Raw genomic sequence first — 26,047 nt, 5'->3', positions numbered from 1 at the left:
GCCTGAGTACGCGCTCACAGCTTCTCCTCCGAGGCCTGGACGTACACCGTGCCGCTGCCGCTCAGCTCCAGCTGGAACGCCTCGCCGGAGCCGCGGCCCACCATCTCGCGCCAGCCGAGGGCGGTGGACAGCCGGTTGCGCACGTCGCCGTGGTGGGCGACGTAGGCCTGGGGGTCCACATGCACCGGGCGCTCGGGGCTGATCGGCAGCTCGAAGACGCCGCCGTGCGCCATCACGGCGACTTCGCCCTGGCCCTGGAGGGTGGTGGTGAACAGCCCCTGGCCGGTGACCTGGCCGCGCACCAGGCCCATCACCCCGCCCTGCGAGCCCATGAACATCGTGCCCTGGCGCAGTGTGCCCTCGAAGGCGAGCAGGCGGTCCGCCTCCACGTACAGGGTGTCGCCGGTGAGGTGGATGACATGGATGTGATGGCCGCCGTGCCCGAAGAACACCGTGCCGCTGCCCTCGACGGTCATCAGCGGGGTCGCCTCGCCGGACACCCGGCGCCCCAGCATGGACATCACCCCGCCCTGGCCGCCCTGGATGTTGGGCGCGAAGGACACGTCCCCCTTGTAGGCGAGCATCGCCCCGCGCTGGCTGAACAGCCGCTGCCCGGGGAGCACGGTCGCCTCCACCATCTTGGAGTTGATCTCTCGGAAGGTCATCTCACAGGTCCCCCGCGATCGTGTTCCGCTCGCTCGGCTGCACGTACACCAGGCCGTCCCCCTCGAAGCGGATCTGGAAGGCCTCGCCGCCGCCCTCCCCGAGGAAGGTGCGGAACGTCACACCGGACTGGAAGGACTGCCGGACATTGCCCTGATGGGCGACATAGGCCCCCGGGTCGACGGTCAGCGGGTACTGGGGGCTGACCCGGAGTGCCACCGCGGGGCCGTCGGACATGATCGCCGCCTGTCCGTGCCCCTCCACCGTCGTGGTGAACAGGCCGTTGCCCTGGGAGGCGCCGCGCAGCCCGGTGAACGTGGTGCCCGTACGCAGCGCCGCGTCCGTCACCAGCAGGTTGCTCGACTCCACGTACAGCTTCTCGCCCTGGAGGCGCACCAGATTGATCTCGGTCGCCCGGTCGGCGAACCAGCAGGTCCCATGCCCCTTCACCTCCATCACCGCCATCTGCTCACCGGTGAGCCGGCGGGTCACCATCCCGCGCAGCCCGTCCCCACCCCCGGTGAGTTTCTTGAACGACATCTGCCCGTCGTACGCGACCATCGAGCCGTTCTTCGCCTTCACGGCGTCCCCGGTCATCTCGACGGCGAGCACCTTGCTGCCCTGCAATCGGAACATCGCCACGCTGCGAAAGTAGCGGCAGCGCGGGTGGACCGAACAGCACCCGCGGGTGGAGCCGCACCCTGAGCGGACCCCTAGGGGCGCGGTTTGCCACAATGGCGGCACGCTTGTGCGTGCGTTCACAAACCGGTAGCCCCCCGACGGCGCTCCGTAACCGCCGGACCGAACACCTCGGTCCGGCAACCCCGGACCGGCGACCGCCGGACCCGGCCGGCCGCCACTCCTCGCAACTCCCACCGAAGGTGACCCGTGGACATCAAGACCGCCACCGCCATCCGCCGCCTCCGCCTCGTCTCCGCCCCCGAGGCCGTGTCCTTCATCGTCCTGCTCGTCTGCTCGGTGCTGAAGCGGACCACGGACTTCAACGCGGTGCCCGTGATGGGCGCGATCCACGGTGTCCTGTTCGTCCTGTACGTGCTCTTCTGGGCGGACGCCTGGAACCGCGCCAAGTGGAGCCCCGGCACCGCCGCCCTCTACTTCGTCCTGTCGGTGCTGCCCACCGGCGGCTTCTTCGCCGAGCGCAAGCTGCGCCGCGAGGCCGAGGCCGCCGTGACCGCCGCCCGCGCCCGCAAGGAAGGGGTCGTGAACGCATGATCGTCGCCTTCTCCGTGACCCCCCTCGGTGTCGGTGAGGACGTCGGGGAGTACGTCGCCGAAGCCGTCCGCGTGGTCCGCGAGTCCGGCCTGCCGAACCGCACCGACGCCATGTTCACCTCGATCGAGGGCGAGAGCTGGGACGAGGTCATGGACGTCGTCCGGCGCGCCGTCGCCGCCGTGGAAGCGCGCGCCCCGCGCGTCTCCCTCGTCCTCAAGGCCGACATCCGCCCCGGTGTCACCGACGGACTCACCTCCAAGGTGGAGACGGTCGAACGCCACCTGGCGGGCCAGTAGTTTCGAGCGACCGCTCAAAGGAAGTACCGTCTTCTCGAAGATCCTTTGAGCGGTCGCTCAACCAGCGGCCTGACGTGGGGGAACACCATGGGTCTCTATACGGAGACACACATACGCGCCGACCTCGACAGACTGTGGGCGCACACCCAGGACCCCGTCCTGCACCGCCGCTGGTACCTGCTCGTCACCGAGCTCCACCACCTCCCGAGCGCCCCCGGCGAGCCGCGCCCCTTCCGCTTCACCGCGCGCCTGCCCCCCTTTCTCACCCTCTGCGGCACCGGCGTCTCGGCCGGCGAGAAGGAACGCCCCGACGGCACCCGCGCCTCCGCCCTGTGCTTCTCCTCCACGCACCCCCTCGGTCTGATCGCCGAGGGCAGCGGCTACTGGCGCTACGTCCCCGACGACCGGGGTGTGCGCTTCCTCACCGGCTACGACTACCGCCCCCGCGGCGGAGCCCTCGGCGCCACCGCCGACCGCCTGCTGGTGCGCCCGCTGCTCGACTGGGCCACCGCCTGGTCCTTCGACCGGCTCCGGCTCTGGCTGGAGCGCGGCATCACCCCCGAGCGCGCCCTGTGCAACTGGCTCGCCGAGATCGCCGTACGCCTCCTGCTGCTCACCGCGTGCCTCGGCGGGCTGCGCCTTGAACGGCTGACGCGCCTGTTCGGATCGTTCGCCGCCGCCATGGCCTACCTGTGCCCGGTGCTGCTGCTCGCCGCGGTCTGCCTCGCCCTGTTCAAGTCGCCGCTCGCCTGCACCCCGGCCGCCCGCCGCTGCCTGCGCGCCCCCGCCACCCGGATCCGGGCACCGCGGCTGCTGCGCACCCTCCAGCAGCGCGGGGAGGCGCCCGCGTGAGCCCCGAGACGCCGAAGGCCCGGGAGACCAGGACCAAGCTGCTGGAGGGCGCCCTGCGCACGCTCACCGAGCAGGGCATCGCCAAGACCTCGGCCCGTACGGTGGCCGCGGCGGCCGGCGTCAACCAGGCGCTGGTCTTCTACCACTTCGGCACGGTGGACGAGCTGCTCGCGGCGGCCTGCCGGTACGGCGCGCAGCAGGCGGTCGACCGCTACCGGGAGCGGCTCGCCGCGGTCACCTCCCTGTCCGGACTGCTCGCCGTCGGCCGGGAGATCCATGCGAGCGAGCGGGACGGCGGCCATGTCGCCCTTCTGGGCCAGCTGCTCGCCGGCGCCCCCACGCACGCGGCGCTCGGGCCCGCGACGGCGGCGGGGCTGCGGCTGTGGATCGCCGAGATCGAACAGGTGCTCACCCGGGTGCTCGCCGGGACCCCGGTCGCCGAGTTCGTCGACCCCGCGGGGCTCGCGCGGGCGGTGGCCGCGTCGTTCGTGGGGATCGAGCTGTACGAGGGGGCCGACGCGCAGGGGGCGCAGGCGGCGCTCGCGGCGCTGGACCAGCTGGCCGCGCTGGTGGCGGCGCTGGAGGAGCTGGGGCCGGTCGCGCAGCGGGCCGTACGGCATCGTCTGCGGCGCGCCGGGCGGTGAGGGACGGTGGCCGGGCCGGGCGGCGAGGGGTGGTGGCCGAGGTGGGCGGCGGGAGGAAGCGGCCCGCCATGGCCGAAAGATGAGACGGAGCTGACCGGCATATGACCGGCGGGTAGGGTCTGATGACGTGCCGAAGCCTCTCAGCCTCCCGTTCGACCCCATCGCCCGCGCCGACGAGCTGTGGCAGCAGCGCTGGGGCAATGTGCCGTCCATGGCCGCGATCACCTCGATCATGCGGGCCCAGCAGATCCTGCTCGCCGAGGTGGACGCGGTGGTCAAGCCGTACGGGCTGACGTTCGCCCGCTACGAGGCGCTGGTGCTGCTCACCTTCTCCAAGGCCGGCGAGCTGCCGATGTCCAAGATCGGCGAGCGGCTCATGGTGCACCCCACCTCCGTGACGAACACCGTCGACCGGCTGGTGAAGTCCGGCCTGGTCGCCAAGCGGCCCAACCCCAACGACGGGCGCGGCACCCTCGCCGTGATCACCGACAAGGGCCGCGAGGTGGTCGACGCGGCCTCCCACGACCTCATGGCCATGGACTTCGGTCTCGGGGCGTACGACGCGGAGGAGTGCCGGGAGATCTTCGCGATGTTCCGCCCGCTGCGGATCGCGGCGCTGGACTTCGACGAGGGGTGACCCCCGGCAAGATCTCCCGGAACGGGTGGTTACGCTCGACTCCATGAAGAAAAGCGTGCTGACCCGCTACCGCGTCATGGCCTACACCACGGGTGTCCTGCTGGTGCTCCTGTGCCTGAGCATGATCGCGAAGTACGGGCTGGACATCAGCGGCGCGGCCGACATGACCCGTGTCATCGCCATCGCCCACGGCTGGCTGTACGTCGTCTACCTGGTCTTCGCCTTCGACCTGGGCTCCAAGGCGAAGTGGCCGGTCGGCAAGCAGCTGTGGGTGCTGCTCGCGGGCACCATCCCGACCGCCGCCTTCTTCGTGGAGCGGAAGATCAGCCGGGAGCTGGACGGCAGGATCGCCGGTCGCACCCCGGCCGTCGCCGAGGCGTAGGCCCGCCGCGACACCCGGTCGCAGCCGCCGTACCCACCCGTACGGCGGCTCTGCCATCGACATGTACTAGGACGTCCAAGTAAATTCGATGGTATGGACCCTCACGCCATCGAGGAGGGCCGCCGGCGCTGGCAGGCCCGATACGACGCCGCGCGCAAGCGTGACGCTGACTTCTCCACGCTCTCCGGGGATCCCGTGGAGCCGGTGTACGGGCCGCGGCCCGGGGACACGTACGAGGGATTCGAGCGGATCGGCTGGCCGGGGGAGTACCCGTTCACCCGGGGGCTCCATTCGACCGGCTACCGCGGGCGCACCTGGACCATCCGGCAGTTCGCCGGGTTCGGCAACGCCGAGCAGACCAATGAGCGCTACAAGATGATCCTCGCCGCGGGCGGCGGCGGGCTGTCCGTGGCGTTCGACATGCCCACGCTGATGGGCCGGGATTCGGACGACCCCCGCTCGCTCGGCGAGGTCGGGCACTGCGGGGTGGCGATCGACTCGGCCGCCGACATGGAGGTCCTGTTCAAGGACATCCCGCTCGGCGAGGTCACCACGTCGATGACGATCAGCGGGCCCGCCGTGCCCGTCTTCTGCATGTACCTGGTCGCCGCCGAGCGGCAGGGCGTGGATCCCTCGGTCCTCAACGGCACGCTCCAGACGGACATCTTCAAGGAGTACATCGCCCAGAAGGAGTGGCTCTTCCAGCCGGAGCCGCATCTGCGCCTCATCGGCGACCTCATGGAGTACTGCGCCGCCGGCATCCCCGCCTACAAGCCGCTGTCGGTCTCCGGCTACCACATCCGGGAGGCGGGGGCGACGGCCGCGCAGGAGCTGGCGTACACGCTCGCGGACGGGTTCGGGTACGTCGAGCTGGGGATGAGCCGGGGCCTGGACGTCGATGTGTTCGCGCCCGGCCTCTCGTTCTTCTTCGACGCCCATGTCGATTTCTTCGAGGAGATCGCCAAGTTCCGTGCCGCGCGGCGCATCTGGGCGCGCTGGCTGCGGGACGTGTACGGCGCGCGGAGCGAGAAGGCACAGTGGCTGCGGTTCCACACGCAGACCGCCGGGGTCTCGCTGACCGCGCAGCAGCCGTACAACAACGTGGTGCGCACCGCGGTGGAGGCGCTGGCCGCGGTGCTCGGCGGGACCAACTCGCTGCACACCAACGCCCTGGACGAGACGCTGGCGCTGCCCAGCGAGCGGGCCGCGGAGATCGCGCTGCGCACCCAGCAGGTGCTGATGGAGGAGACCGGGGTCGCGGGGGTGGCGGATCCGCTGGGCGGCGCCTGGTACGTCGAGCAGCTGACCGACCGTATGGAGGCGGCCGCGGAGAAGATCTTCGAGCAGATCAGGGAACGGGGGCTCGCGGCCCATCCGGACGGGCGGCATCCCATCGGCCCGATGACCTCCGGGATCCTGCGCGGGATCGAGGACGGCTGGTTCACCGGGGAGATCGCCGAGTCCGCCTTCCGCTACCAACAGGCCCTGGAGAAGGGCGAGAAGAAGGTCGTGGGCGTCAACGCGCACACCGGTTCCGTCACCGGCGAACTGGAGATCCTGCGGGTCAGCCATGAGGTGGAGCGGGCCCAGGTCCAGATCCTCGGGGACCGCAGGGCGGCGCGCGACGAGAGTGCCGTACGCGCCTCCCTCGCCGCCCTGCTCACCGCCGCCCACGACGGCTCCAACATGATCGAGCCGATGCTGTCCGCGGTCCGCGCGGAGGCGACCCTCGGCGAGATCTGCGGCGTCCTGCGCGACGAGTGGGGCGCGTACACCGAACCGGCGGGGTTCTGAGGGCGGTCGGGCCGCGCGAGACGGCGGGGGTCCGGCCGGGCGAGGGCCGCGGAGCCGTGGCCGGCGGGGCTTCTGACGCGGCCCTGCGGCCGGACCGGTCATCGCGTGGGACCGGAGCGCGATGCGTGATGGGCGGAACCGGTCCCTTCCGGCCGGGTACCAGAGGACGCGGGCAGGGGCCCGGTGTTCGTCGGACCGGACCGGGGCCGGGCCGAGGCGGTTCGGGCCGGTGGCGGGTCCGTCGGAGCCGGGTGGGGGGGCGTGAACGTCCGGGCGCGGCCGGAACGTGCGTCGGTCCGGACCGTTCCGGCCGCTTCGGGGAACGGTCCCGGGCCGTCACGCCGGGGCCGACAACCCCAGCAGCAGCACCCTGATGAAGCTCCGGATCCAGGGGCCGTCGGCCGGTTTGCCGCTGACCAGGGTCCGGTGGACGACGGCGCCGGCGACCATGTCGAAGGTGAGGTCGATGGTGCGGGCGGTCTCCTCGGGGTCGGATTCCGGGGGGAGTTCACCGCGGGCCTGGGCGCGCGAGCGCCCCTCGACGACCAGGCGTTTCTGGCGTTCCACGACCGAGGCGCGGATGCGTTCGCGCAGGGGTTCGTCGCGGGTCGACTCCGCGACCACCGCCATCAGACCGCTGCGGCACTCGGGACGGTCCAGGAGCGCCGCGAACTGGAGGACCACGCCCTCGATGTCCGCGGCCAGGCTGCCCGCGTCCGGCAGCCGCAGCTCGTCGAAGAGCTCCGCGACCGCGTCGACGACCAGCTCGTTCTTGCCGGCCCAGCGGCGGTACAGCGTGGTCTTCGCGACCCCCGCCCGCATCGCCACGTCCTGGAGCGTGAGCTTGGACCAGCCCAGCTCCACCAGCGCTTCCCGGGTCGCCGCCAGGATCGCGGCGTCCGCGGTGGCGCTGCGCGGGCGCCCGGGGCGGCTGGCGGGGGTGCGGCTCTGCATCCCCCGACCATAACCGGCCGCTGGCGGCCGGATCCGTGGCGTCGTGAGGGAGATCACCGGAACGCGGTGTCGCCCGACCCCTCATTGCCATTACGCTACGGGTCGTAGCGAAAGCTCGCGAGGGACGTACGCGGGCGGACGCGACGGACGTACGCGGACAGAACGGCACGGCGCGGGTGGGGACCCGGCGCCGGACATCGACGCTTTTTTCTTCAGACGCGGGATCGGGGGAGGATAGACGCATGCAGCCACGGAACATGTCCATGAGCGGCGTGGTCGACCTCGCCGCGGTGAAGGCGGCCCAGGAGGCCAAGGCCAAGGCCGAGCAGGCGCGCGCCGAAGCGGCCCGGCAGGGCGGCACAGGTGCCGTCTCCCCGGCCGATCTCGTCATCGACGTCGATGAGGCGGGTTTCGAGCGCGAGGTCCTCCAGCGCTCCGCCGAGGTGCCGGTCGTCATCGACTTCTGGGCCGAGTGGTGTCAGCCCTGCAAGCAGCTGAGCCCGGTCCTGGAGCGACTGGCCGTCGAGTACGCCGGTCGCTTCCTCCTCGCCAAGATCGACGTCGACGCCAACCAGATGCTGATGCAGCAGTTCGGGGTGCAGGGCATCCCGGCGGTGTTCGCCGTCGTGGCGGGCCAGGCCCTGCCCCTGTTCCAGGGGACGGCCGGTGAGGAGCAGATCCGCGGGACCCTCGACCAGCTGGTGCAGGTGGCCGAGGAGCGCTTCGGTCTGACCGGTCTGACCGTCGACCCGGACGCACAGCCGGGCGGCACCCCCGGCGCGGGCGCCGAGGCCTCGGTGGGTCCGTACGAGACGTTGCTGAACGCGGCCGCCCAGGCCCTGGACGCCGGCGACCTGGACGGCGCGGTCACCGCGTACCAGAATGTGCTGGCCGACGACCCGGGCCACCCCGAGGCCAAACTCGGTCTCGCGCAGGCCGAGTTGCTGCGCCGGGTGCAGGGCATGGACCCGCAGAAGGTGCGCCGGGAGGCGGCCGAGAAGCCCAAGGACGCGGACGCGCAGATCGCCGCCGCGGACCTGGACCTGGTGGGCGGTCATGTCGAGGACGCCTTCGGGCGGTTGATCGAGACCGTGCAGCGCACGGCGGGTGACGACCGGGACGCGGTACGCCGCCGGCTGCTGGAGCTCTTCGAGGTCGTGGGCTCCGAGGACCCCCGGGTGGTCGGCGCTCGCAGGGCGCTCGCGCGGGCGCTTTTCTGACCAGTCGCTAAACGCCACGGCCTGTGACGCCGGGGTGAAAGGTTTGCCGACAAGGCGTTGAGGCCGCTCCGCTTTGCCAAATCTTGGCAATCGGGGCGGCTGTTACTCCGAGTAAATCAAGGCCGTTGATCTGTCTGGTTTCGTACAGAGATCAACGGCTTTGCTCTGCCCTGTGTTGCGACTGAGTGTCGCCCTCTGAGATCACCCGGTCGTTTCTCGGTTATCCGCCCGTTACTAGCCAGTAACGAACCCCCTTGTGCGGGCGGCCAATTTGCACCACGATCGGCGACGCTCGGTCCATTCCCGTACCCCGGCATCCGGTCGGGGCGAGGGAGACTCTGGGTCCCCACCGAGCAGAGCCGGCGGCAGTGGCGCCGGCTCTCGGGCAGGGGGGTCTTCGCCGGCCGGCGAAGCCTGCCCAGCAAGGTTGTGCGTGATGTGTGTCAGGCGCGACCAGTGGTTGTCGCTCGGGGGTGATCGCCGGTGATTCGGGCGCGTAGGCGCCCGCGAGTACGGGCGCTCTCCTTCCCGAGGACGTAGCACTTCTCCCATCCCTGCCCGGCTGGGCCGCCGTATGTGGGCGAGTCCGGGCCAGGAGATGTACGTCCGAGAAGGAGGAAATATGGAGTCCCAGGTGCGTGGCGGGACCAGATGGAAGCGGTTCGCTGTGGTCATGGTGCCCAGCGTCGCCGCCACGGCGTGTATAGGTGTCGCCCTCGCTCAGGGTGCGCTGGCCGCCTCGTTCAGCGTGTCCGGGCAGTCGTTCAAGGTGTCCGCCGACAAGCTGGTCGGTCAGGGCTTCGAGCAGTACGGCGCGCTCGACAACGGCTACACCCTCAGTGGTGACCAGACGACCCACCCGGTCGCGGTCTCGGCCTTCAACTCGGCCGAGATCACGAACATGTGCCAGTCGGTCGTCACGCCGAACATCCCGGTGCTGGGTTCGGTCAGCCTCGTGCTGAAGGCCGGCGCGGACAAGCCGGTCGAGGCCAGCCGGCTGTACATCGACGTCGACGACCTGAGCGCCGACGCCACCTTCAACAACATCGACATCGGTGTTGCCGCCAAGGACGCCGGCAAGGGTCCTGGCATGAAGGGTGGCAAGGAGCAGGCCAACCCGTTCGGCTTCGCGCAGCAGGCCGACTCGGCCACGCTGACCGGTGTGAAGCAGACGGCGTGGGCGACCACGGCCGGCACCTTCAAGCTCAGTGGTCTGCACATGTCCGTGCAGGCGGGCACACACGAGTGCTACTAGGCACTCGTTGACGGGCGGGGGAGCCGACGGCGCCCCCGCCCGCGCCACATCCGCCGCGTCTTCACACGTGGCACACGTCATCACCACAGCAATGCCGCACCAGGGAGCTGTTTTCCATGAGCGCCGAGACCCCTGCCGCCGACCCCGGCCAGTTCAACGTCCGGAGGCAGCAGTTCCGCGCCTGGCGGGGCGCGCGGCCGTTCTGGGCAGGTCTGTTCGTCTTGCTCGGCGGCTTTCCGATCATGTACTTCCCGTACGCCCACCTCCAGCTGGGGCACCTCACGCTGGCGATGGCGACCACCGCGGGAGCGGGATCCCTGATCATCGGTGTGCTGCTCGTCGTGCTGGGCATCAGCCTCTGGTTCCAGAAGCATGTGCGGACCTTCGCGGGAGTCGCCGCGATCCTGCTGGCGCTGGTGTCCCTCCCCGTATCCAACTTCGGTGGATTCGTCCTCGGCTTCCTGTTCTCCCTCATCGGCGGGGCGATGGCCGTGGCGTGGGCGCCGGGCGAGCCCGCGGGACCGGAGGCGGGGGCCGGTGAGGCCGCCCCGGGCACGGGCGGCGCACCCGAGGCCGCGTCGCTGCCCGACCAGCGCACGGACGGTACGTACGAGCCGAACGACCTGTCAGGAACGAGCCCGGCCAACGGGGCGAACGGGAGGCACAGTGCCGGCTGACGAGGTGAGCCGCGGGAGTGACGCGGACGAGTCCCGCGGGAGAACCGGAGCCCGCCACGCGGCCCCCAGAAAGCCGCTGTTCACCAGGTTCCACATGCCGGCAGGCAAGGCGATAGCCACCGTAGCGATGCCGACGGCCGTGCTCATGGGCATGGGCTTCACCTCCACGCTCGCCCTCGCGGCGGGCAACGGCGGCAGCCCGGCCTCCTCGCCCGCGGCCAAGAGCCTGACGGCGGACGAGTACAAGGACTGCGTCAAGGCGCTGGACGACAGCAAGGACCCCTCGCCGTCGCCCTCGGCCACCAAGTCCACCGAGGCGCCGACGCCGACGTCCTCGCCGAGCGGTGACGCGACGAAGGACACCGGCACGGACTCCGCCAAGGACCCGTCCGACTCGTCGTCCAAGGACTCGGGTTCGGGTTCGGACACGGGTTCCGCGGGCAAGACCGCGCCGAAGCCGACCGAGACCTCCGGCTCGGGCTCCGGGGCGGGTACGGGCGCGGGCACGGGCTCCGGATCCGGCTCCGGTACGACGACGCCGAGCGCGTCGGCGAGCCAGGGCGGCGGCGGACTCCTCGGCACCATCGGCGACACCCTCGGGAACATCCTCACCGGCGGCAAGCAGGACACCACCACGCCGTCCGCGAGCGCCACGCCCTCGGCGAGCCCGTCGCCGTCCGCGTCCGGCGCCACGGCGTCGTCGTCCGGCACGAGGCTGTCCGACACCGTCAAGGACACCACCTCCAAGGCCGCCAAGACGGTCGGGGACACGGTGAAGAACACCACCGGCACGGTCTCCAAGACGGTCGACGACGCGGGCAAGGCGGTCGACAGCGCGGGCAGGGCGGTCAAGGACACGGCGGACTCGGCGACCCCGAGCCCGACCACCAGCGCGAGCCCCTCGGCCAAGGACTGCCCCGCGGCCACCACCGACGAGGGCGGCGTCGACAACCCGGTGCCGGTGGCGAACGACCCCTGGTACCTCCAGGCCAGCTCGCTGCTGCTCAAGGGCGCCGACTACCAGGGCATCGTCGAGGTGAGGACCGCGGGCGGCACCACCAAGAAGGTGCTGAAGTACGTCATCTCCGACGGCACCGACATCGGTGACCTGCACCAGACGGTGCACGACTCGCTGTCCGGCAAGACGTACCACGTCCAGGCGTCCAAGGGCTCGACGTCGACCATCCGCGACGGCAAGACCGTGATGTACACCGAGTCGATCTCGGGCAACCTGTTCGGTCTGATCCCGATGACGTTCACCCCCGACAGCCCGCCCCCGCTGAACCTCCCGCTGATCTACTTCACCAATGTGAAGGTGACCCAGGCCGCCCAGTTCGGCGGCAGCCTGCACGTGCCCGGGATGCATGTGTACACGACCGGCTGACCGGTCCCCCAGACCCGTCCGGGAGCCGCAACACCGCTGAGGGCGCCCCCTGTTCGCAGGGGGCGCCCTCAGCGCCGTACCGGGCCCGTGCGGGCCGCGTCAGTTGTCGGTGCCCAGGTGGTGCACCCGGATCATGTTGGTGGTGCCGGGGACACCGGGGGGCGAGCCGGCCGTGATGACCACGGTGGCGCCCTTCTCGAAGCGGGCCAGCTCGGCCAGCTCCTGGTCCACCTGGTCGACCATGTCGTCGGTGGTGTCCACGAACGGCACCACGTACGGCTCCACGCCCCAGCTCAGCGTGAGCTGGTTGCGGGTGGCCTCCTCGGTGGTGAAGGCGAGGATCGGCTGGGCGGCGCGATAGCGGGAGAGGCGGCGCGCGGTGTCACCGGACTGGGTGAACGCGACCAGGCCGCGGGCGCCGAGGAAGTCGGCGATCTCGCAGGCCGCACGGGCCACCGAACCGCCCTGGGTGCGCGGCTTCTTGCCCGGCACCAGCGGCTGGAGGCCCTTGGAGAGCAGCTCCTGCTCGGCGGCCTGGACGATCTTCGACATCGTCTTGACCGTCTCGACCGGGTAGGCGCCCACCGAGGACTCGGCGGACAGCATCACCGCGTCGGCGCCGTCCAGGATCGCGTTGGCCACGTCGGAGGCCTCGGCGCGGGTCGGACGGGAGTTGGTGATCATCGACTCCATCATCTGGGTCGCCACGATCACCGGCTTGGCGTTGCGCCGGCACAGCTCGATCAGGCGCTTCTGCACCATCGGGACCTTTTCGAGCGGGTACTCCACCGCGAGGTCACCGCGGGCCACCATCACCGCGTCGAACGCGTTGACCACGTCCTGCATGTTCTCCACCGCCTGGGGCTTCTCCACCTTGGCGATGACCGGGACCCGGCGGCCCTCCTCGTCCATGACGCGGTGCACGTCCTGGACGTCCTTGGCGTCCCGCACGAAGGACAGCGCGACCATGTCGCAGCCCATGCGCAGCGCGAACCGCAGGTCCTCGATGTCCTTCTCGCTCAGCGCGGGCACGTTGACGGCCGCGCCGGGCAGGTTGATGCCCTTGTGGTCGGAGACGACGCCGCCCTCGATCACGATCGTCCGGACCCGGGGGCCCGTCACGTCCACGACCTTCAGCTCGACATTGCCGTCGTTGATCAGGATCTGGTCGCCGCGCGAGACATCGCCCGGCAGCCCCTTGTACGTCGTCCCGCAGATGTGCCGGTCGCCGGGCACGTCCTCGGTGGTGATGACGAACTCGTCGCCGCGCTCCAGCTCGACCGGGCCCTCGGCGAACGTCTCCAGGCGGATCTTCGGGCCCTGGAGGTCGGCGAGGACACCGATGGGCCGGCCGGTCTCCTTGGACGCGGCCCGGACGCGGTCGTACCGCGCCTGGTGCTCGGCGTGGGAGCCGTGGCTGAAGTTGAAGCGGGCCACGTTCATGCCCGCCTCGATCATGGCGACGAGCTTCTCGTGGGAGTCGACCGCGGGGCCGAGAGTACAGACGATTTTCGAACGGCGCATGGGGCGATCCTATCGGTTTGTTTCGCTACGGAATATTCCGTCTGGCGGAAGATACAAATGAGGGGGCTCCTGCTCAGGTGCTGCTCAATTGCTCTTTCCGACCAGTGCGTAGGTCTGCGTCGCGATCTCCAGTTCTTCATCCGTCGGCACCACGGCCACGGCCACCCGGGCGGACGCGGGCGAAATCAGCCGCGCTTCGTCGCCGCGTACGGAGTTCAGCTCCGGGTCGACCGCCGCGCCCAGCCCCTCCAGGCCCGCGATCGCCGCCTGCCGCACGGGCGCCGCGTTCTCCCCGACCCCGGCGGTGAACACGATCGCGTCCACCTTCCCGAGGACGGCGTAATAGGCGCCGATGTACTTCTTGAGCCGGTGAATGTAAATGTCGAAGGCGAGAGCGGCTTCCTGGTCGCCCTCGTCGATCCGGCGGCGGATCTCCCGCATGTCGTTGTCCCCGCACAGACCGAACAGGCCGCTCCTCTTGTTGAGAAGAGTGTCGATCTCGTCCATGGACATTCCACCAACCCGTGCCAAATGGAAGATGACGGCGGGATCCAGATCACCGGAGCGCGTACCCATCACCAGCCCCTCCAAAGGCGTGAGCCCCATGGAGGTGTCCACGCACCGGCCCCGCTCCACCGCGGACGCGGACGCGCCGTTGCCGAGGTGCAGCACGATCACATTGACCTCAGCGGGGTCCTTGCCCAGCAGCCGGGCCGTCTCGCGGGACACATAGGCGTGCGAGGTGCCGTGGAAGCCGTAGCGGCGCACCCGGTAGCGGTCGGCGAGCCGCGGGTCGATCGCGTAGCGCGCGCTGGACTCCGGCATCGTGGTGTGGAACGCGGTGTCGAACACCGCGACCTGCGGCAGATCGGGGCGCAGCGCGCGGGCGGTGCGGATACCGGTCAGGTTGGCCGGGTTGTGCAGCGGGGCGACCGGGATCAGCCGCTCGATCTCGGTGATCACCCCGTCGTCGATGACGGTGGGCTCGGTGAAGAACATCCCGCCGTGCACCACCCGGTGCCCGATCGCCAGCAGGTCCGGCGAGTCGAGGCCGATGCCGTCCCGGGCCAGCTCCTCGGCGACCGCCTTGAGCGCGGCGTCGTGGTCGGCGATCGGGCCGTTCTGCTCGCGGGTCTCACCGATGCCGACGCAGGTGTGCTTGAGCCGCGAGGTCTGCTCGCCGATCCGCTCGACCAGACCGAGCGCGAGGCGGCTCGCGTCCCGCATGTCGAGCAGCTGGTACTTCAGCGACGAGGAGCCGGAGTTGAGGACGAGGACACGGGTCGCGGTCACGGTACGGGCACGCTTTCTGCTCGGTCTGCGGAGGTCTGGGCCTGGATGGCGGTGATGGCGACGGTGGTCACGATGTCCGGCACCAGGGCGCCCCGGGACAGGTCGTTGACCGGCTTGTTCAGCCCCTGGAGGACCGGGCCGACGGCGATCGCGCCGGCCGAGCGCTGCACGGCCTTGTAGGTGTTGTTGCCGGTGTTGAGGTCCGGGAAGATCAGCACCGTGGCCTGCCCGGCGACCTCGGAGCCCGGCAGCTTGGTCGCGGCGACCGTGGGCTCCACGGCGGCGTCGTACTGGATCGGCCCCTCGATCTTCAGATCGGGCCGGCGGGCGCGCACCAGCTCGGTGGCGGTGCGCACCTTGTCCACATCGGCGCCGGTGCCGGAGGTGCCGGTGGAGTACGACAGCATCGCGATCCGCGGCTCCACCCCGAACCGGGCCGCCGTGGCGGCCGACTGGACGGCGATGTCGGCGAGCTGCTCGGCGTCCGGGTCGGGGTTGACCGCGCAGTCGCCGTAGACCAGCACCTTGTCGGCCAGGCACATGAAGAACACCGAGGAGACGATCTCGGCCTCCGGGCGAGTCTTGATGATCTCGAAGGCCGGGCGGATGGTGGCCGCCGTGGAGTGCACCGAGCCGGAGACCATGCCGTCGGCGAGGCCCTCCTCGACCATCAGGGTGCCGAAGTAGTTCACGTCCGTGACGACGTCGTACGCCAGCTCCACCGTGACGCCCTTGTGGGCGCGCAGGGCCGCGTACTTCTCGGCGAAACCGTCGCGCAGCTCGGAGGTGGCCGGGTCGATCAGCCGGCTGTCGCCGAGGTCGATGCCCAGGTCGGCGGCCTTCTTGCGGATCTGGTCGACGGGCCCCAGCAGGGTCAGGTCGCACACGCCCCGGCGTATCAGCACCTCGGCCGCGTGCAGCACCCGCTCCTCGGTGCCCTCAGGGAGCACCACCCGGCGCCGGTCGGCGCGGGCCCGGTCGAGCAGTTTGTGCTCGAACATCATCGGGGTGACGCGGTCGCCGCTGGTCGCCGCGATGCGGCTCGCCAGCTCCGCGGTGTCCACATGGCGTTCGAAGAGGCCGAGCGCGGTCTCCGCCTTGCGCGGGGTGGCCGCCGTCATCCGGCCCTCCAGGGAGAACAGCCGCTCGGCGGTCGGGAAGCTGTTGCCGCGCACCGACAGGACGGGGGTGCCCGGGGCGAGCCGGGCGGCCAGCGTCAGGATCTCCTGGCTCGGCACCTCGTCCAGGGTGAGCAGCATGCCCGCTATCGGCGGGGTGCCCGCGCTGTGCGCGGCCAGGGCGCCGACGACCAGGTCCGCGCGGTCCCCGGGGGTGATGACGACACAGCCCGGGGTCAGGGCGGTCAGCAGGTTCGGCAGCATGGCGCCGCCGAAGACGAAGCCGAGGGCGTCGCGCGCGAGCCCGGAGTCGTCGCCGAGCAGCACCCGGGCGTCCAGGGCCTGGGCGATCTGCGCGATGGTCGGCGCGGACAGGGCGGGCTCGTCCGGCAGCACGTAGCAGGGCACCGGCAGCCGGGAGGCAAGGCGTTCGGCGAGCTCGTCGCGGTCCTCGCGGGCGACCCGGTTGGCGATCATGGCGAGGACGTCGCAGCCCAGGCCGTGGTAGGCGCGGTAGGCGTTGCGGACCTCCGCGCGCACCGACTCGGCGTTCTGGCCGCGGCCGCCCACGATCGGCAGCACGGAGGCGCCGAACTCATTGGCCAGGCGGGCGTTGAGGGCCAGCTCGTCGGGGAGCTGGGTGGCGGCGAAGTCGGTGCCGAGGACCAGGACCACGTCGAATGAGCGGGCCAGCTGGTGGAAGCGGTCGACCAGGGTGGAGACCAGCTCGTCGGTGCCCTGCTCGGCCTGGATCGCGGACGCCTCCCGGTAGTCCATGCCGATCACGGTCGCCGGGTCCTGGGAGAGGCGGTAGCGCGCCCGCAGCAGCTCGAACAGCCGGTCGGGGCCGTCGTGCACGAGCGGGCGGAAGACGCCCACCCGGTCGACCTGCCGGGTCAGCAGTTCCATGACCCCCAGCTCCACGACCTGGCGGCCGTCGCCGCGGTCGATGCCGGTCAGGTACACGCTGCGCGTCACGTGTCCACTCCGTTTCTCATGTCGCCGTCGAGGGGTCGGCATAAAAATCGCCCACCAGGGTGAGCGGAACCCTCTTGACAGTACCCCTCAGCCGGGATAAGGCGCCCGTCAGGATCGCGGGGCTACCCGGCGGACGTGAAAGAATCGGGGAAGGCTCACGCACGGACGAGACAGCGAGCAGGAGACACAGCACGATGCGCATCGGAGTTCTCACCGCAGGCGGCGACTGCCCCGGCCTGAACGCCGTGATCCGTTCGGTCGTGCACCGCGCGGTGACGCAGTACGACGACGAGGTCATCGGATTCGAGGACGGCTACCGGGGTCTGCTCGACCGCCACTACCGCGCCCTCGACCTGGACGCGGTCAGCGGCATCCTGGCCCTGGGCGGCACCATCCTCGGCTCCTCCCGGCTGGAGCGGGACCGGCTGCGGGAGGCGTGCGAGCGGGCCACCGACATGGTCGGGGAGTTCGGCATCGACGCGCTGATCCCGATCGGCGGCGAGGGCACCCTGACGGCGGCCCGGATGCTCTCCGACGCGGGCCTCCCGGTCGTCGGCGTGCCCAAGACGATCGACAACGACATCTCCGCCACGGACCGCACCTTCGGCTTCGACACCGCGGTCGGTGTCGCCACCGAGGCGATGGACCGCCTCAAGACCACCGCCGAGTCCCACCAGCGGGTGATGGTGGTCGAGGTCATGGGCCGGCACGCGGGCTGGATCGCGCTGGAGTCCGGCATGGCCGCCGGCGCCCACGGCATCTGCCTGCCCGAGCGGGCCTTCGACCCCGCGGACCTGGTCAAGATGGTCGAGGAGCGCTTCTCCCGGGGCAAGAAGTTCGCCGTGATCTGCGTCGCCGAGGGCGCGCACCCCGCCGAGGGCACCATGGACTACGGCAAGGGCGCGATCGACCAGTACGGCCATGAGCGCTTCCAGGGCATCGGCACCGCCCTCGCCTACGAGCTGGAGCGGCGCCTGGGCAAGGAGGCCAAGCCGGTCATCCTCGGCCATGTGCAGCGCGGCGGCGTGCCCACCGCCTACGACCGCGTCCTCGCCACCCGCTTCGGCTGGCACGCCGTGGAGGCCGCCCACCGCGGCCAGTTCGGCCGGATGACCGCCCTGCGCGGCACCGACATCGAGATGGTCCCGCTGGCGGAGGCGGTCACCGAGCTGAAGACGGTGCCGAAGGACCGGATGGACGAGGCGGAGTCGGTCTTCTAGAGCGCCCCGTTTCCCGGAAGCGGCCCTGTCGCGGCGGGAGTTTCTACGGCTCCCGCCGGACGGCCGCCCAGAAGTTCTCCACGATCCGCTCCAGGAACTCCTCCCCGACGGCCCCGGCCGTGTCCCCGCCGCCCCAGCCCAGGGTGGCGGTCATCCGGCCCTGGTAGTCCCGGTGCAGCCGGCGCAGCGCCTCCTCCAGGTCGGGGCGCGCCACGGCGACCAGCTCCCCGACCTGGCGCACATACGCCTGCCAGCGGGTGGTCACGGCCCCGCGCAGCAGCGCGGCGAGCGGCTCCGTACGGCCGGTGACGGCCACGACGTCCGGCGGTTCGAGGCGCAGCACCCGCACGAGTTCCCCGACCTGCCGCTCGGTGCCGCGCCAGACGCCGTCCTCCTCCATCCGCAGATACGCGGGCAGGTCCATGCCGACGGCGCGGGCGACGTCCTGCGGTGCGACGCCGCGCGCGATGCGGTGCTCGCGCAGGGTGCGGGGCCGGTCCAACAGTTCTCCCGGGTCGCACCACAACGCCCCGGCGAGCGCGGCGAGTTCGGTGTGGTCCGGAGCGGCGGTGCCGCGCTCCCAGGCGAGTACGTGCCCGGGGGTGACATGGGGCAGCCCGTACGCGGAGCGCAGGGCGTGGGCGACATGCTCGGGAGCCATGCCGAGGGCGCCGCGCAGCCGGCGGGCGGCCTGGGCGTCGAACGGGGGCGGCGGCGGGGGAGAGGAGGGTGGGCGCACCTCGCACAAGGTAGGCCCGGCGGGGCACGGGGGATACGGTCCGTTCCGCCAGGATCACGTATTGTCCGAACGCACAGCCCCGCCCCCCTCGTCAGCCCTTGACCGCGCCCCCGAGCGCGAAGCCGTTCCCGAGGCGGCGGGCGACCAGGACGTACAGCAGGATCACCGGGGTCGAGTAGATGACCGAGAACGCGGCGAGCTGACCGTAGGCGACCATGCCGCGGTTGCCGAAGAAGTCGTTGACGCTGACCGAGGCCGGCATTCGGTCGGGGGTGAGCAGCAGCATGAAGGGGACGAAGAAGTTGCCCCACATCATGACGAACGAGAAGACGGTCACCACGGCGAGGCCCGGCCCCATCAGCGGCAGCACGATGCGCAGCAGCGACTGGAGGGCCGAGGCGCCGTCGGTCCAGGCGGCCTCCTCCAGCTCCTTCGGGACGCCGTCCATGAAGTTCTTCATCAGCCATATGGCGAACGGGAGTTGGGTCGCCGCGAAGAACAGGATGGTGCCCTGGAGGGTGTCGATCAGATTCACCCGGACGAACAGGGCGTACACCGGCACCATGATCGCGGTGATGGGCAGGCTGGTGGCGAAGAGGATCGTCAGCAGGAACGGCCGGTTCAGCCGGGACCGGAACCGGGAGAGCGGGTACGCGGCGAGCGCGGCGCACCCGACGGTGAGCGCGGTGGCGCAGCCGCACAGGATCAGGCTGTTGAGCAGCGGGGTGTAGGTGATCTCCGGGGTCAGGACCGCCCGGAAGTTGCCGAGGGTGAGGCTCTCAGGGACCCGGACGCGCAGATCGGCGCCCGGGTCCACACTGGCCAGCACCACCCAGGCCAGCGGCAGTGCGAACGCCGCGGCCAGCAGGAGGAGACAGGCGTCGGCGATGTGCCGTCGTACGGCGCGTACGCGGGTGCGGGTGCGGGTGCTTACGCGGGCGTGGGCGTGGGGGTGGGCCATCACACCTCCGTCCGCAGCAGTCGCAGATACCCGACCGAGAACAGCGCCCCCACCAGCAGCAGAAGCAGCGCGACGGCGGTGCCGTACCCGATCATGCTGTTCTGGAAGGCCTGTTCGTACATCAGCAGCGGCAGCGTCTGGCTCCTGTCGCCCGGCCCGCCCCGCGTCATCACCCAGATCAGCCCGAACACCGAGAGCGTCTGGAGGGTGTTGAGCATCAGATTGGTGCCGATGGACCGGCGGATCATCGGCAGCGTGATGTGCCACAGCCGCCGCCAACCGCCCGCCCCGTCCACCTCGGCCGCCTCGCTGATCTCGGCCGGGATCTCGTCCAGCGCGGCGGAGTACACCAGCATCGAGAAGGCCGTACCGCGCCACACATTGGCGAACGACACCGCGAGGATCGGCAGCGTGTACAGCCAGTTCTGGCGAGGCAGTTGGAGCCAGCCGAGGATCGCGTCCAGGGTTCCCTCCCGGCGGAAGAACGCGTACAGCAGGAAGCCGGCCACCACCTCCGGCAGCACCCACGCCGTGACCACCACCGCGCCGGCCACCGCCCGCACCGGCCGGGAGGCCCGCTTCATCAGCGCGGCGAGTGCCAGCCCCAGGGTGTTCTGCCCGACGATCGAGGACAGCACGGTGAACACCAGGGTCAGCCATACGGCGTTGAGGAACGCCGGATCGCCGAACGCCCGGCGGAAGTTGGCGAATCCCACGAAGGAGGAGTGCGCCTGACCGGTCAGCTGGAGGTCGGTGAAGGCGATGAGGACGCAGTAGGCGATGGGCCCGGCGAGGAACAGCAGCAGCAGGACGACGGCGGGGGCGAGGGGCAGCGCCCGGGCGAACCCGGGCAGCGCGCCCCGTCTCCTCACCCGCCCACCACCCGGCCGCCGGTGACGTCCTTGAGCGCGGCGTCGTAGTCACCCGCCGCCTGTGCCACCGACCGGTCCCCGGTGGTCACGCTCTCCATGGCCTCCTGGATCGCGGTCGACACCTTCGGATAGGCGGGGAACGCGGGCCGGTAGTGCGTCGTGGCCACCAGGTCGGTGAAGAACTTGATCCCGGGCTGCGCGTCCACGTACGCGGGGTCCGCCGCCACGTCCTCGCGCACCGCGATACCGGAGTTGGCGATGTACCACTTCCGCGCGTTGTCCTTGGTCTGGAGCGTCTTGACGAAGTCGAAGGCGAGATCCGGATGGGCGGCCCGCGCCGGGATCGACCAGGTCCAGCCGCCCGACATGCTCACCTTGCCCGGCGCCTGCCCGGCTTGGGTGGGCATGGCGGCGAGCCCGGTCTCCTTGGACCAGTCCCGCCACTCGTGCCCGCTGCCCGGCAGCCAGTCCTGCGGCAGCCAGGAGCCGTCCAGATCGATGCCCAGCTTGCCCTGGGGGAGCAGCTCACCGCGCACGGTGGTGGAGTAGTTGGGGTCGAGCGCGTCGGACACGTCCGGGCCCAGCTTCTCCTGGAACACGCTGTGCACGAACGCCAGCGAGTCCTTGAAACCCTGGCCGGCCGCCCTCCACTTCTTGCTCGTGGCGTCGTACAGCGGATCGCTCCGGCCGTCGTTCGTGCCGTACAGCAGCTCCTCGAAGCCCTGCATCGTGGCCTCTTCGCCCGCGGGCTTGCCGGTGTAGATGTTGAGCGGGGTGACACCGGGGACCGTCCGCTTGATGGTGCGGGCGGCGGCGAGGATGTCGTCCCAGGTGCGCGGCTGCCAGTCGGTGGGCAGTCCGGCCTTGCGGAACACCCGCTTGTCGAACCAGAGTCCGCGGGTGTCGGTGCCGTCCGGGACGCCGTACGTCTTCCCGTCCTGCCCCCGGGCCGCGGCCTTCGCGGTGCCGATGAACCGCCCCCAGTCCGGCCACTTCGCGAGATACGGGTCGAGGGGCTTCAAGTACCCGCTGGTGATGTCGGAGTTGATGAGGAAGGTGTCCTCGTAGACCAGGTCGGGCGCGGTGCGCGGGGAGCGCAGCATCTGCTGGAGCTTGGTGTAGTACTCCGAGTCCGGCGCCTTGATCGGCACGAACTCGACCTTCTTCCCCGGGTGTTCGCGCTCGAACTGCTTCTTGATCCCGGCGAGATAGGTGTCCATCACCTTGATGGAGTTGTCGGTCGACTGCTTGTACGACACCTTCAGGGTGTTGGGTCCCTCGTCGGAGCCGGTGCCGCACGCGGTGAGGGCGGTGGCGGCGAGGACGGTGGTGAGCAGGGCGGTGAGGGCGGCGGTGGGGCGCACGGGCATGACCTCCTGCGGGCACACGTGGGGTGGCCTCGGTGGTGTCCGTGAAGGTAAGAGCGGCGGTCCGGTCAGGTCAATGCGTGTGCGGTGAAAGGAAGTCGGCGATCACCGCGGGCTCACGGTGTTTGCGGCACCCAGCGGTAGACCAGTTCCGGCCGCCCCACCTGGCCGTACAGCGGGCTGCGCGCGGCCCGGCCGGTGTCCACCAGATGCTCCAGATAGCGGCGCCCGGTGATCCTCGATATGCCCACCGCCTCGGCGACCCCCGCCGCGGTGACCCCGTCGGCCGCCTCGCGCAGCGCCCCGGTCACCCGCTGGAGCGTCGGTCCGCTGAGCCCCTTGGGCAGCGCGGCCGGGGCGGGCGCCCGGAGCGCCGCGAGCGCCCGGTCCACCTCGTCCTGCCCGCTCGCCTCGCCCGCGGCTCCCCGGAACTCGGCGTAGCGCACCAGCCGGTCGCGCAGGGTGGCGAAGGTGAACGGCTTGAGCACGTACTGCACGACACCCAGCGAGACCCCCTCGCGCACCATCGCCAGATCCCGCGCCGAGGTCACCGCGATCACATCCGCGTGATGGCCGGCGGCGCGCAGCGAGCGGGCGAACTGGAGCCCGTGCACATCGGGTAGATGCAGATCCAGGAGGAGCAGATCCACCTCCGTACGGTCCAGGACGCGCCGCGCCTGCGCGCCCGTGCGGGCCTTGCCGACCGCGACGAAGCCGGGCACCCGGCCCACGTACAGCTCGTGCGCGTCGGCGGCGACCGGGTCGTCCTCCACCACCAGCACCCTGATCGGGTCCGTCATCCGGCACCGCCCTGGGCCGCCACCGGCGCCGGGCGCAGCGGCAGCCGCACCTCGAACACCGCGCCGCCCCCGGGCGCCGCGTCCGTGACCGTGAGCGTGCCCTCATGCCGGGTCACCGCCTGCCGTACGAGCGCGAGCCCGAGGCCCCGGCCGCCGGGCCCGGCCGGCTTGGTCGTGAAGCCGCGCTGGAACACCAGATCGGCGTGACCGGGCTCGACACCGGGGCCGGTGTCCGCGACCCGCAGCACCAGCTCGGCCGCCGGGGCGTACGCCGTCACGGTCACCCGCGCCCGCGCGCTGCCCTGGGCCGCGTCCACCGCGTTGTCGATCAGGTTGCCGAGGATGGTCACCAGGTCCCGCGCGGGCGGACCGCCGGACAGCAGCCCGTCGTCGAGCCGGCTGTCGGGCGACACCACCAGCTCCACGCCCCGCTCGTTGGCCTGCGCGGTCTTGCCCAGCAGCAGCGCCGCGAGGACCGGTTCGCCGACCGCCGCCACCACCTGGTCGGTCAGCGCCTGCGCCAGCTCCAGCTCGGCCGTGGCGAACTCCACCGCCTCCTCGGAGCGGCCCAGTTCGATCAGCGAGACCACGGTGTGCAGCCGGTTCGCCGCCTCGTGCGCCTGTGAGCGCAGCGCCTGGCTGAAGCCCCGCTCGGTGTCCAACTCGCCCATCAGCGACTGGAGTTCGGTGATATCGCGCAGGGTGACGACCGTACCCCTGCGTTCCCCGCCGGAGACCGGGGAGGTGTTCACCACCAGCACCCGGGAGGCGGTCGGATGCACCTCGTCCACCCGGGGCCGGGAGGACAGCAGCGCGCCCGTCAGCGGCGCCGGGAGGCCCAGCTCGGCCACCGACCGTCCCACCACCTCGTCCTCCTCGCCGACCCCGAGCAGCTCCCGGCCGCCGTCGTTGATCAGCGCCACCCTGTACTGCCCGTCCAGCATCAGCAGCCCCTCGCGGACCGCGTGCAGCGCCGCCTGATGGTAGTCGTGCATCCGGCTCAGCTCGGCGGCGTTCATGTTGTGGGTGTGCCGCCGCAGCCGGGCGTTGACGACATAGGTGCCCACCGCGCCCAGCAGCAGCGCCCCGCCGGCCACCCCGAGCAGCGCCGTGACCTGGTCCTGGAGCCGCTCGCTGATCCGGTCCACGGTGATGCCGGCGCTGACCAGGCCGACGATCCGGCCGCCGTCCGAAACCGGGGTCACCGCCCGCACGGAGGGGCCGAGGGTGCCGGTGTAGGTCTCGGTGAAGGTGCGGCCCGCGCGGGCGGGGGCGGTGGTCCCGAGGAAGCGCTTGCCGATCTGCCGGGGGTCCGGGTGCGTCCAGCGGATGCCGTCCGGGCTCATGATCGTGACGAAGTCGACGTTGGCGTCCCGGGTGACCTTCAGGGCGTACGGCTGGAGGAGCGCGGTCGGGTCCGGCGTGCGGATCGCGGCGCGGACCGCGGGGGAGTCGGCGATCGAGCGGGCCACCGCGGTCGCCTGCCGGGCGGCCGCGTCCTCCGCCTGCCGCCGGTCGCTGACGTAGGCGAACAGCGCGTATCCGGCCACGACCACGGCTATCAGCACCGCCTGCATGGCGAACAGCTGGCCCGCCAGGCTGCGCGGGCGGGTCAGGGACGGAAGGCGCATGCCAGCCAGTGTGCCCCTGGTTCTGGTGTGAACTAAATGAACGCAAGCGTGACCGCCCTCACAGGACGGGAGATAGTCACCGCGTTCCCCAGCACCACCCGGACGTGAGCCGCACGCCGGTCGTGCACCGACGACGACGTCGACGAAGACGTCAAGGAGGGCAGTCGTGGCCGCCACCTCTCCCGATACGGCAGCTGCCGCACCCCGCAACCGGCGGGACCGGACCCATTACCTGTACATCGCCGTCATCGTGGCCGTCGCGCTCGGCATCGCCGTCGGACTCATCTGGCCGGATGCCGCCGTCCAGCTCCAGCCACTGGGCACCGGGTTCGTCAATCTGATCAAGATGATGATCTCGCCGATCATCTTCTGCACGATCGTGCTCGGCATCGGCTCGGTGCGCAAGGCGGCCAAGGTGGGCGCCGTCGGCGGTATCGCCCTCGGCTACTTCCTCGTGATGTCGCTGGTCGCGCTCGCCATCGGGCTGGTCGTCGGCAACGTGCTGCACCCCGGCGCCGGGCTCCATCTGACCAGCGCGCTCAAGCAGACCGGACACGCGCAGGTCAGCAGCGACGCGTTGCCGCCCGTCGACTTCGTCCTGTCGGTCATCCCCCAGACCTTCGTGTCCGCCTTCACCGAGGGCCAGGTCCTTCAGACCCTGCTGGTCGCCCTGCTCGCCGGGTTCGCCCTCCAGGCCATGGGCACGGCCGGGCAGCCGGTGCTGCGCGGCATCGAGCACATCCAGCGGCTCGTCTTCCGCATCCTGTCCATGGTCATGTGGGCCGCGCCGATCGGCGCGTTCGGCGCGATCGCCGCGGTCACCGGCTCGGCCGGACCGGCCGCGCTGAAGAGCCTCGCCGTGCTGATGCTCGGCTTCTACGTCACCTGTGTGCTGTTCGTCTTCGTGGTGCTCGGCGCGGTGCTGCGGATCTTCGCCGGGGTGAACGTCTTCTCCCTGTGCCGCTATCTCGCCCGCGAGTTCCTGCTGATCCTGTCCACGTCCTCCTCCGAGTCCGCGCTGCCCCGCCTGATCGCGAAGATGGAGCACCTCGGGGTCAGCAAGCCGGTCGTCGGCATCACCGTGCCGACCGGGTACTCCTTCAACCTCGACGGCACGATGATCTACATGACCATGGCGTCGCTGTACATCGCGGACGCGCTGGGCACCCCGATGTCGGTCGGCGAGCAGATCCCGCTGCTGCTCTTCCTGCTGCTGGCGTCGAAGGGCGCGGCGGGTGTCAGCGGCGCGGGCCTCGCCACGCTGGCCGGCGGCCTCCAGTCGCACAAGCCCGCGCTGGTGGACGGCGTCGGACTCATCGTCGGCATCGACCGGTTCATGAGCGAGGCGCGGGCGCTGACCAACTTCGCCGGCAACGCGATCGCCACGGTGCTCGTGGGCACCTGGACCAAGGAGATCGACAAGGTGCGGGTCGCGAAGGTGCTCTCCGGTGAACTGCCCTTCGACGAGACGGTGATGGACGCGACGGCGAGTACCGTGGCGGAGGTCCCCGAGCCCCGGGAGGAGCGGCTGGCCAAGGCCTAGGACCTGGCCG

25 protein-coding genes are annotated in these 26,047 nt (G+C 71.0%); 13 read left to right on the top strand and 12 right to left on the bottom strand.

What is annotated here, in order from left to right:
* Positions 1–14: 14 nt before the first annotated feature.
* Positions 15–665 (bottom strand): AIM24 family protein, encoded by a 651-nt coding sequence (locus HEP81_RS13100; protein ID WP_037656456.1) that lies wholly within the window; start codon positions 663–665, stop codon positions 15–17.
* A gap of 1 nt (position 666) precedes the next feature.
* Positions 667–1,299, bottom strand: a complete 633-nt coding sequence (locus HEP81_RS13095) for an AIM24 family protein (protein WP_037656455.1) — start codon at positions 1,297–1,299, stop codon at positions 667–669.
* Between the two features lie 252 nt (positions 1,300–1,551).
* Between HEP81_RS13095 and HEP81_RS13090 the strand changes: the two genes are divergently transcribed.
* The 7 genes from HEP81_RS13090 (at position 1,552) to HEP81_RS13060 (ending at position 6,501) form a co-directional block, all read left to right on the top strand.
* A complete protein-coding gene (locus HEP81_RS13090) occupies positions 1,552–1,896 on the top strand; it encodes a DUF3817 domain-containing protein (RefSeq protein ID WP_037656454.1) in 345 nt (114 codons plus the stop codon).
* Complete coding sequence (locus HEP81_RS13085; RefSeq protein WP_037656453.1) at positions 1,893–2,192, top strand: MTH1187 family thiamine-binding protein; 300 nt, start codon at positions 1,893–1,895, stop codon at positions 2,190–2,192. Before HEP81_RS13090 ends, HEP81_RS13085 begins: the two co-directional genes overlap by 4 nt.
* 87 nt (positions 2,193–2,279) lie before the next feature.
* The gene (locus tag HEP81_RS13080; protein ID WP_037656452.1) at positions 2,280–3,044 is read left to right on the top strand and encodes a hypothetical protein; all 765 of its coding nucleotides are present in this window, start codon (positions 2,280–2,282) and stop codon (positions 3,042–3,044) included.
* Positions 3,041–3,688, top strand: a complete 648-nt coding sequence (locus tag HEP81_RS13075; RefSeq protein ID WP_037656451.1) for a TetR/AcrR family transcriptional regulator — start codon at positions 3,041–3,043, stop codon at positions 3,686–3,688. Before HEP81_RS13080 ends, HEP81_RS13075 begins: the two co-directional genes overlap by 4 nt.
* 127 nt (positions 3,689–3,815) lie before the next feature.
* Positions 3,816–4,325: a MarR family winged helix-turn-helix transcriptional regulator gene (locus HEP81_RS13070; RefSeq protein ID WP_037656450.1), complete on the top strand. Its 510-nt coding sequence runs from the start codon at positions 3,816–3,818 to the stop codon at positions 4,323–4,325.
* Between the two features lie 43 nt (positions 4,326–4,368).
* Positions 4,369–4,707: a DUF3817 domain-containing protein gene (locus tag HEP81_RS13065; RefSeq protein WP_037656448.1), complete on the top strand. Its 339-nt coding sequence runs from the start codon at positions 4,369–4,371 to the stop codon at positions 4,705–4,707.
* A gap of 93 nt (positions 4,708–4,800) precedes the next feature.
* Positions 4,801–6,501 (top strand): coenzyme B12-dependent isobutyryl-CoA mutase large subunit, encoded by a 1,701-nt coding sequence (locus HEP81_RS13060; RefSeq protein WP_037656447.1) that lies wholly within the window; start codon positions 4,801–4,803, stop codon positions 6,499–6,501.
* A gap of 336 nt (positions 6,502–6,837) precedes the next feature.
* Here HEP81_RS13060 and HEP81_RS13055 read toward each other — a convergent pair whose 3' ends face one another.
* A complete protein-coding gene (locus HEP81_RS13055; RefSeq protein WP_037656446.1) occupies positions 6,838–7,455 on the bottom strand; it encodes a TetR/AcrR family transcriptional regulator in 618 nt (205 codons plus the stop codon).
* 242 nt (positions 7,456–7,697) lie between these two features.
* Here HEP81_RS13055 and HEP81_RS13050 point away from each other — a divergent pair, with 242 nt between their 5' ends.
* The 4 genes from HEP81_RS13050 to HEP81_RS13035 all read left to right on the top strand — a co-directional run bounded on the left by HEP81_RS13050 (position 7,698) and on the right by HEP81_RS13035 (position 11,991).
* Positions 7,698–8,675, top strand: a complete 978-nt coding sequence (locus HEP81_RS13050; protein WP_037656445.1) for a tetratricopeptide repeat protein — start codon at positions 7,698–7,700, stop codon at positions 8,673–8,675.
* Between the two features lie 622 nt (positions 8,676–9,297).
* Positions 9,298–9,930, top strand: a complete 633-nt coding sequence (locus HEP81_RS13045) for a DUF6230 family protein (protein WP_037656444.1) — start codon at positions 9,298–9,300, stop codon at positions 9,928–9,930.
* Between the two features lie 116 nt (positions 9,931–10,046).
* Complete coding sequence (locus tag HEP81_RS13040) at positions 10,047–10,607, top strand: DUF6114 domain-containing protein (RefSeq protein WP_037656443.1); 561 nt, start codon at positions 10,047–10,049, stop codon at positions 10,605–10,607.
* Positions 10,597–11,991: a hypothetical protein gene (locus HEP81_RS13035; RefSeq protein ID WP_190275991.1), complete on the top strand. Its 1,395-nt coding sequence runs from the start codon at positions 10,597–10,599 to the stop codon at positions 11,989–11,991. Before HEP81_RS13040 ends, HEP81_RS13035 begins: the two co-directional genes overlap by 11 nt.
* A gap of 99 nt (positions 11,992–12,090) precedes the next feature.
* Here HEP81_RS13035 and pyk read toward each other — a convergent pair whose 3' ends face one another.
* The 3 genes from pyk to pta all read right to left on the bottom strand — a co-directional run bounded on the left by pyk (position 12,091) and on the right by pta (position 16,904).
* Positions 12,091–13,515: a pyruvate kinase gene (gene pyk / locus HEP81_RS13030; protein ID WP_037656442.1), complete on the bottom strand. Its 1,425-nt coding sequence runs from the start codon at positions 13,513–13,515 to the stop codon at positions 12,091–12,093.
* 84 nt (positions 13,516–13,599) lie between these two features.
* Positions 13,600–14,808, bottom strand: a complete 1,209-nt coding sequence (locus HEP81_RS13025) for an acetate kinase (RefSeq protein ID WP_037656440.1) — start codon at positions 14,806–14,808, stop codon at positions 13,600–13,602.
* The gene (gene pta, locus HEP81_RS13020; RefSeq protein WP_037656439.1) at positions 14,805–16,904 is read right to left on the bottom strand and encodes a phosphate acetyltransferase; all 2,100 of its coding nucleotides are present in this window, start codon (positions 16,902–16,904) and stop codon (positions 14,805–14,807) included. Before pta ends, HEP81_RS13025 begins: the two co-directional genes overlap by 4 nt.
* A 194-nt stretch (positions 16,905–17,098) precedes the next feature.
* On the opposite strand from pta, the gene HEP81_RS13015 reads away from it, so the two are divergent.
* On the top strand, positions 17,099–18,124 hold the full coding sequence (locus HEP81_RS13015) for an ATP-dependent 6-phosphofructokinase (RefSeq protein WP_037656437.1): 1,026 nt from the start codon (positions 17,099–17,101) through the stop codon (positions 18,122–18,124).
* 43 nt (positions 18,125–18,167) lie between these two features.
* On the opposite strand, the gene HEP81_RS13010 is transcribed toward HEP81_RS13015, so the two are convergent.
* From HEP81_RS13010 to HEP81_RS12985, 6 genes are all read right to left on the bottom strand, one after another.
* Positions 18,168–18,863 carry a helix-turn-helix domain-containing protein gene (locus HEP81_RS13010; RefSeq protein WP_051850206.1) on the bottom strand — a complete coding sequence of 232 codons (696 nt, stop codon included), beginning with the start codon at positions 18,861–18,863 and terminating at the stop codon, positions 18,168–18,170.
* Positions 18,864–18,954: 91 nt separating this feature from the next.
* Positions 18,955–19,824: a carbohydrate ABC transporter permease gene (locus tag HEP81_RS13005; protein ID WP_051850197.1), complete on the bottom strand. Its 870-nt coding sequence runs from the start codon at positions 19,822–19,824 to the stop codon at positions 18,955–18,957.
* Positions 19,824–20,696 carry a carbohydrate ABC transporter permease gene (locus HEP81_RS13000; protein ID WP_172636858.1) on the bottom strand — a complete coding sequence of 291 codons (873 nt, stop codon included), beginning with the start codon at positions 20,694–20,696 and terminating at the stop codon, positions 19,824–19,826. The genes HEP81_RS13005 and HEP81_RS13000 overlap by 1 nt, the downstream gene beginning before the upstream one ends.
* Positions 20,693–22,066, bottom strand: coding sequence for an extracellular solute-binding protein (locus HEP81_RS12995; protein ID WP_106979933.1), 1,374 nt, complete (start codon positions 22,064–22,066; stop codon positions 20,693–20,695). The genes HEP81_RS13000 and HEP81_RS12995 overlap by 4 nt, the downstream gene beginning before the upstream one ends.
* Positions 22,067–22,179: 113 nt before the next feature.
* Entirely contained in the window at positions 22,180–22,863 is a 684-nt protein-coding gene (locus HEP81_RS12990; protein ID WP_037656433.1) for a response regulator, read from the bottom strand.
* Complete coding sequence (locus HEP81_RS12985) at positions 22,860–24,494, bottom strand: sensor histidine kinase (protein ID WP_037656432.1); 1,635 nt, start codon at positions 24,492–24,494, stop codon at positions 22,860–22,862. The genes HEP81_RS12990 and HEP81_RS12985 overlap by 4 nt, the downstream gene beginning before the upstream one ends.
* Before the next feature lie 166 nt (positions 24,495–24,660).
* Here HEP81_RS12985 and HEP81_RS12980 point away from each other — a divergent pair, with 166 nt between their 5' ends.
* Complete coding sequence (locus HEP81_RS12980) at positions 24,661–26,037, top strand: cation:dicarboxylate symporter family transporter (protein WP_037656430.1); 1,377 nt, start codon at positions 24,661–24,663, stop codon at positions 26,035–26,037.
* Positions 26,038–26,047 lie beyond the last annotated feature (10 nt).

It is taken from the genome of Streptomyces griseofuscus, assembly GCF_014673495.1.
Classification (GTDB): Bacteria; Actinomycetota; Actinomycetes; order Streptomycetales; family Streptomycetaceae; genus Streptomyces; species Streptomyces murinus.
Note: the sequence above shows the minus strand (reverse complement) of the source record. Positions and strands in the feature narration are given on the sequence as shown.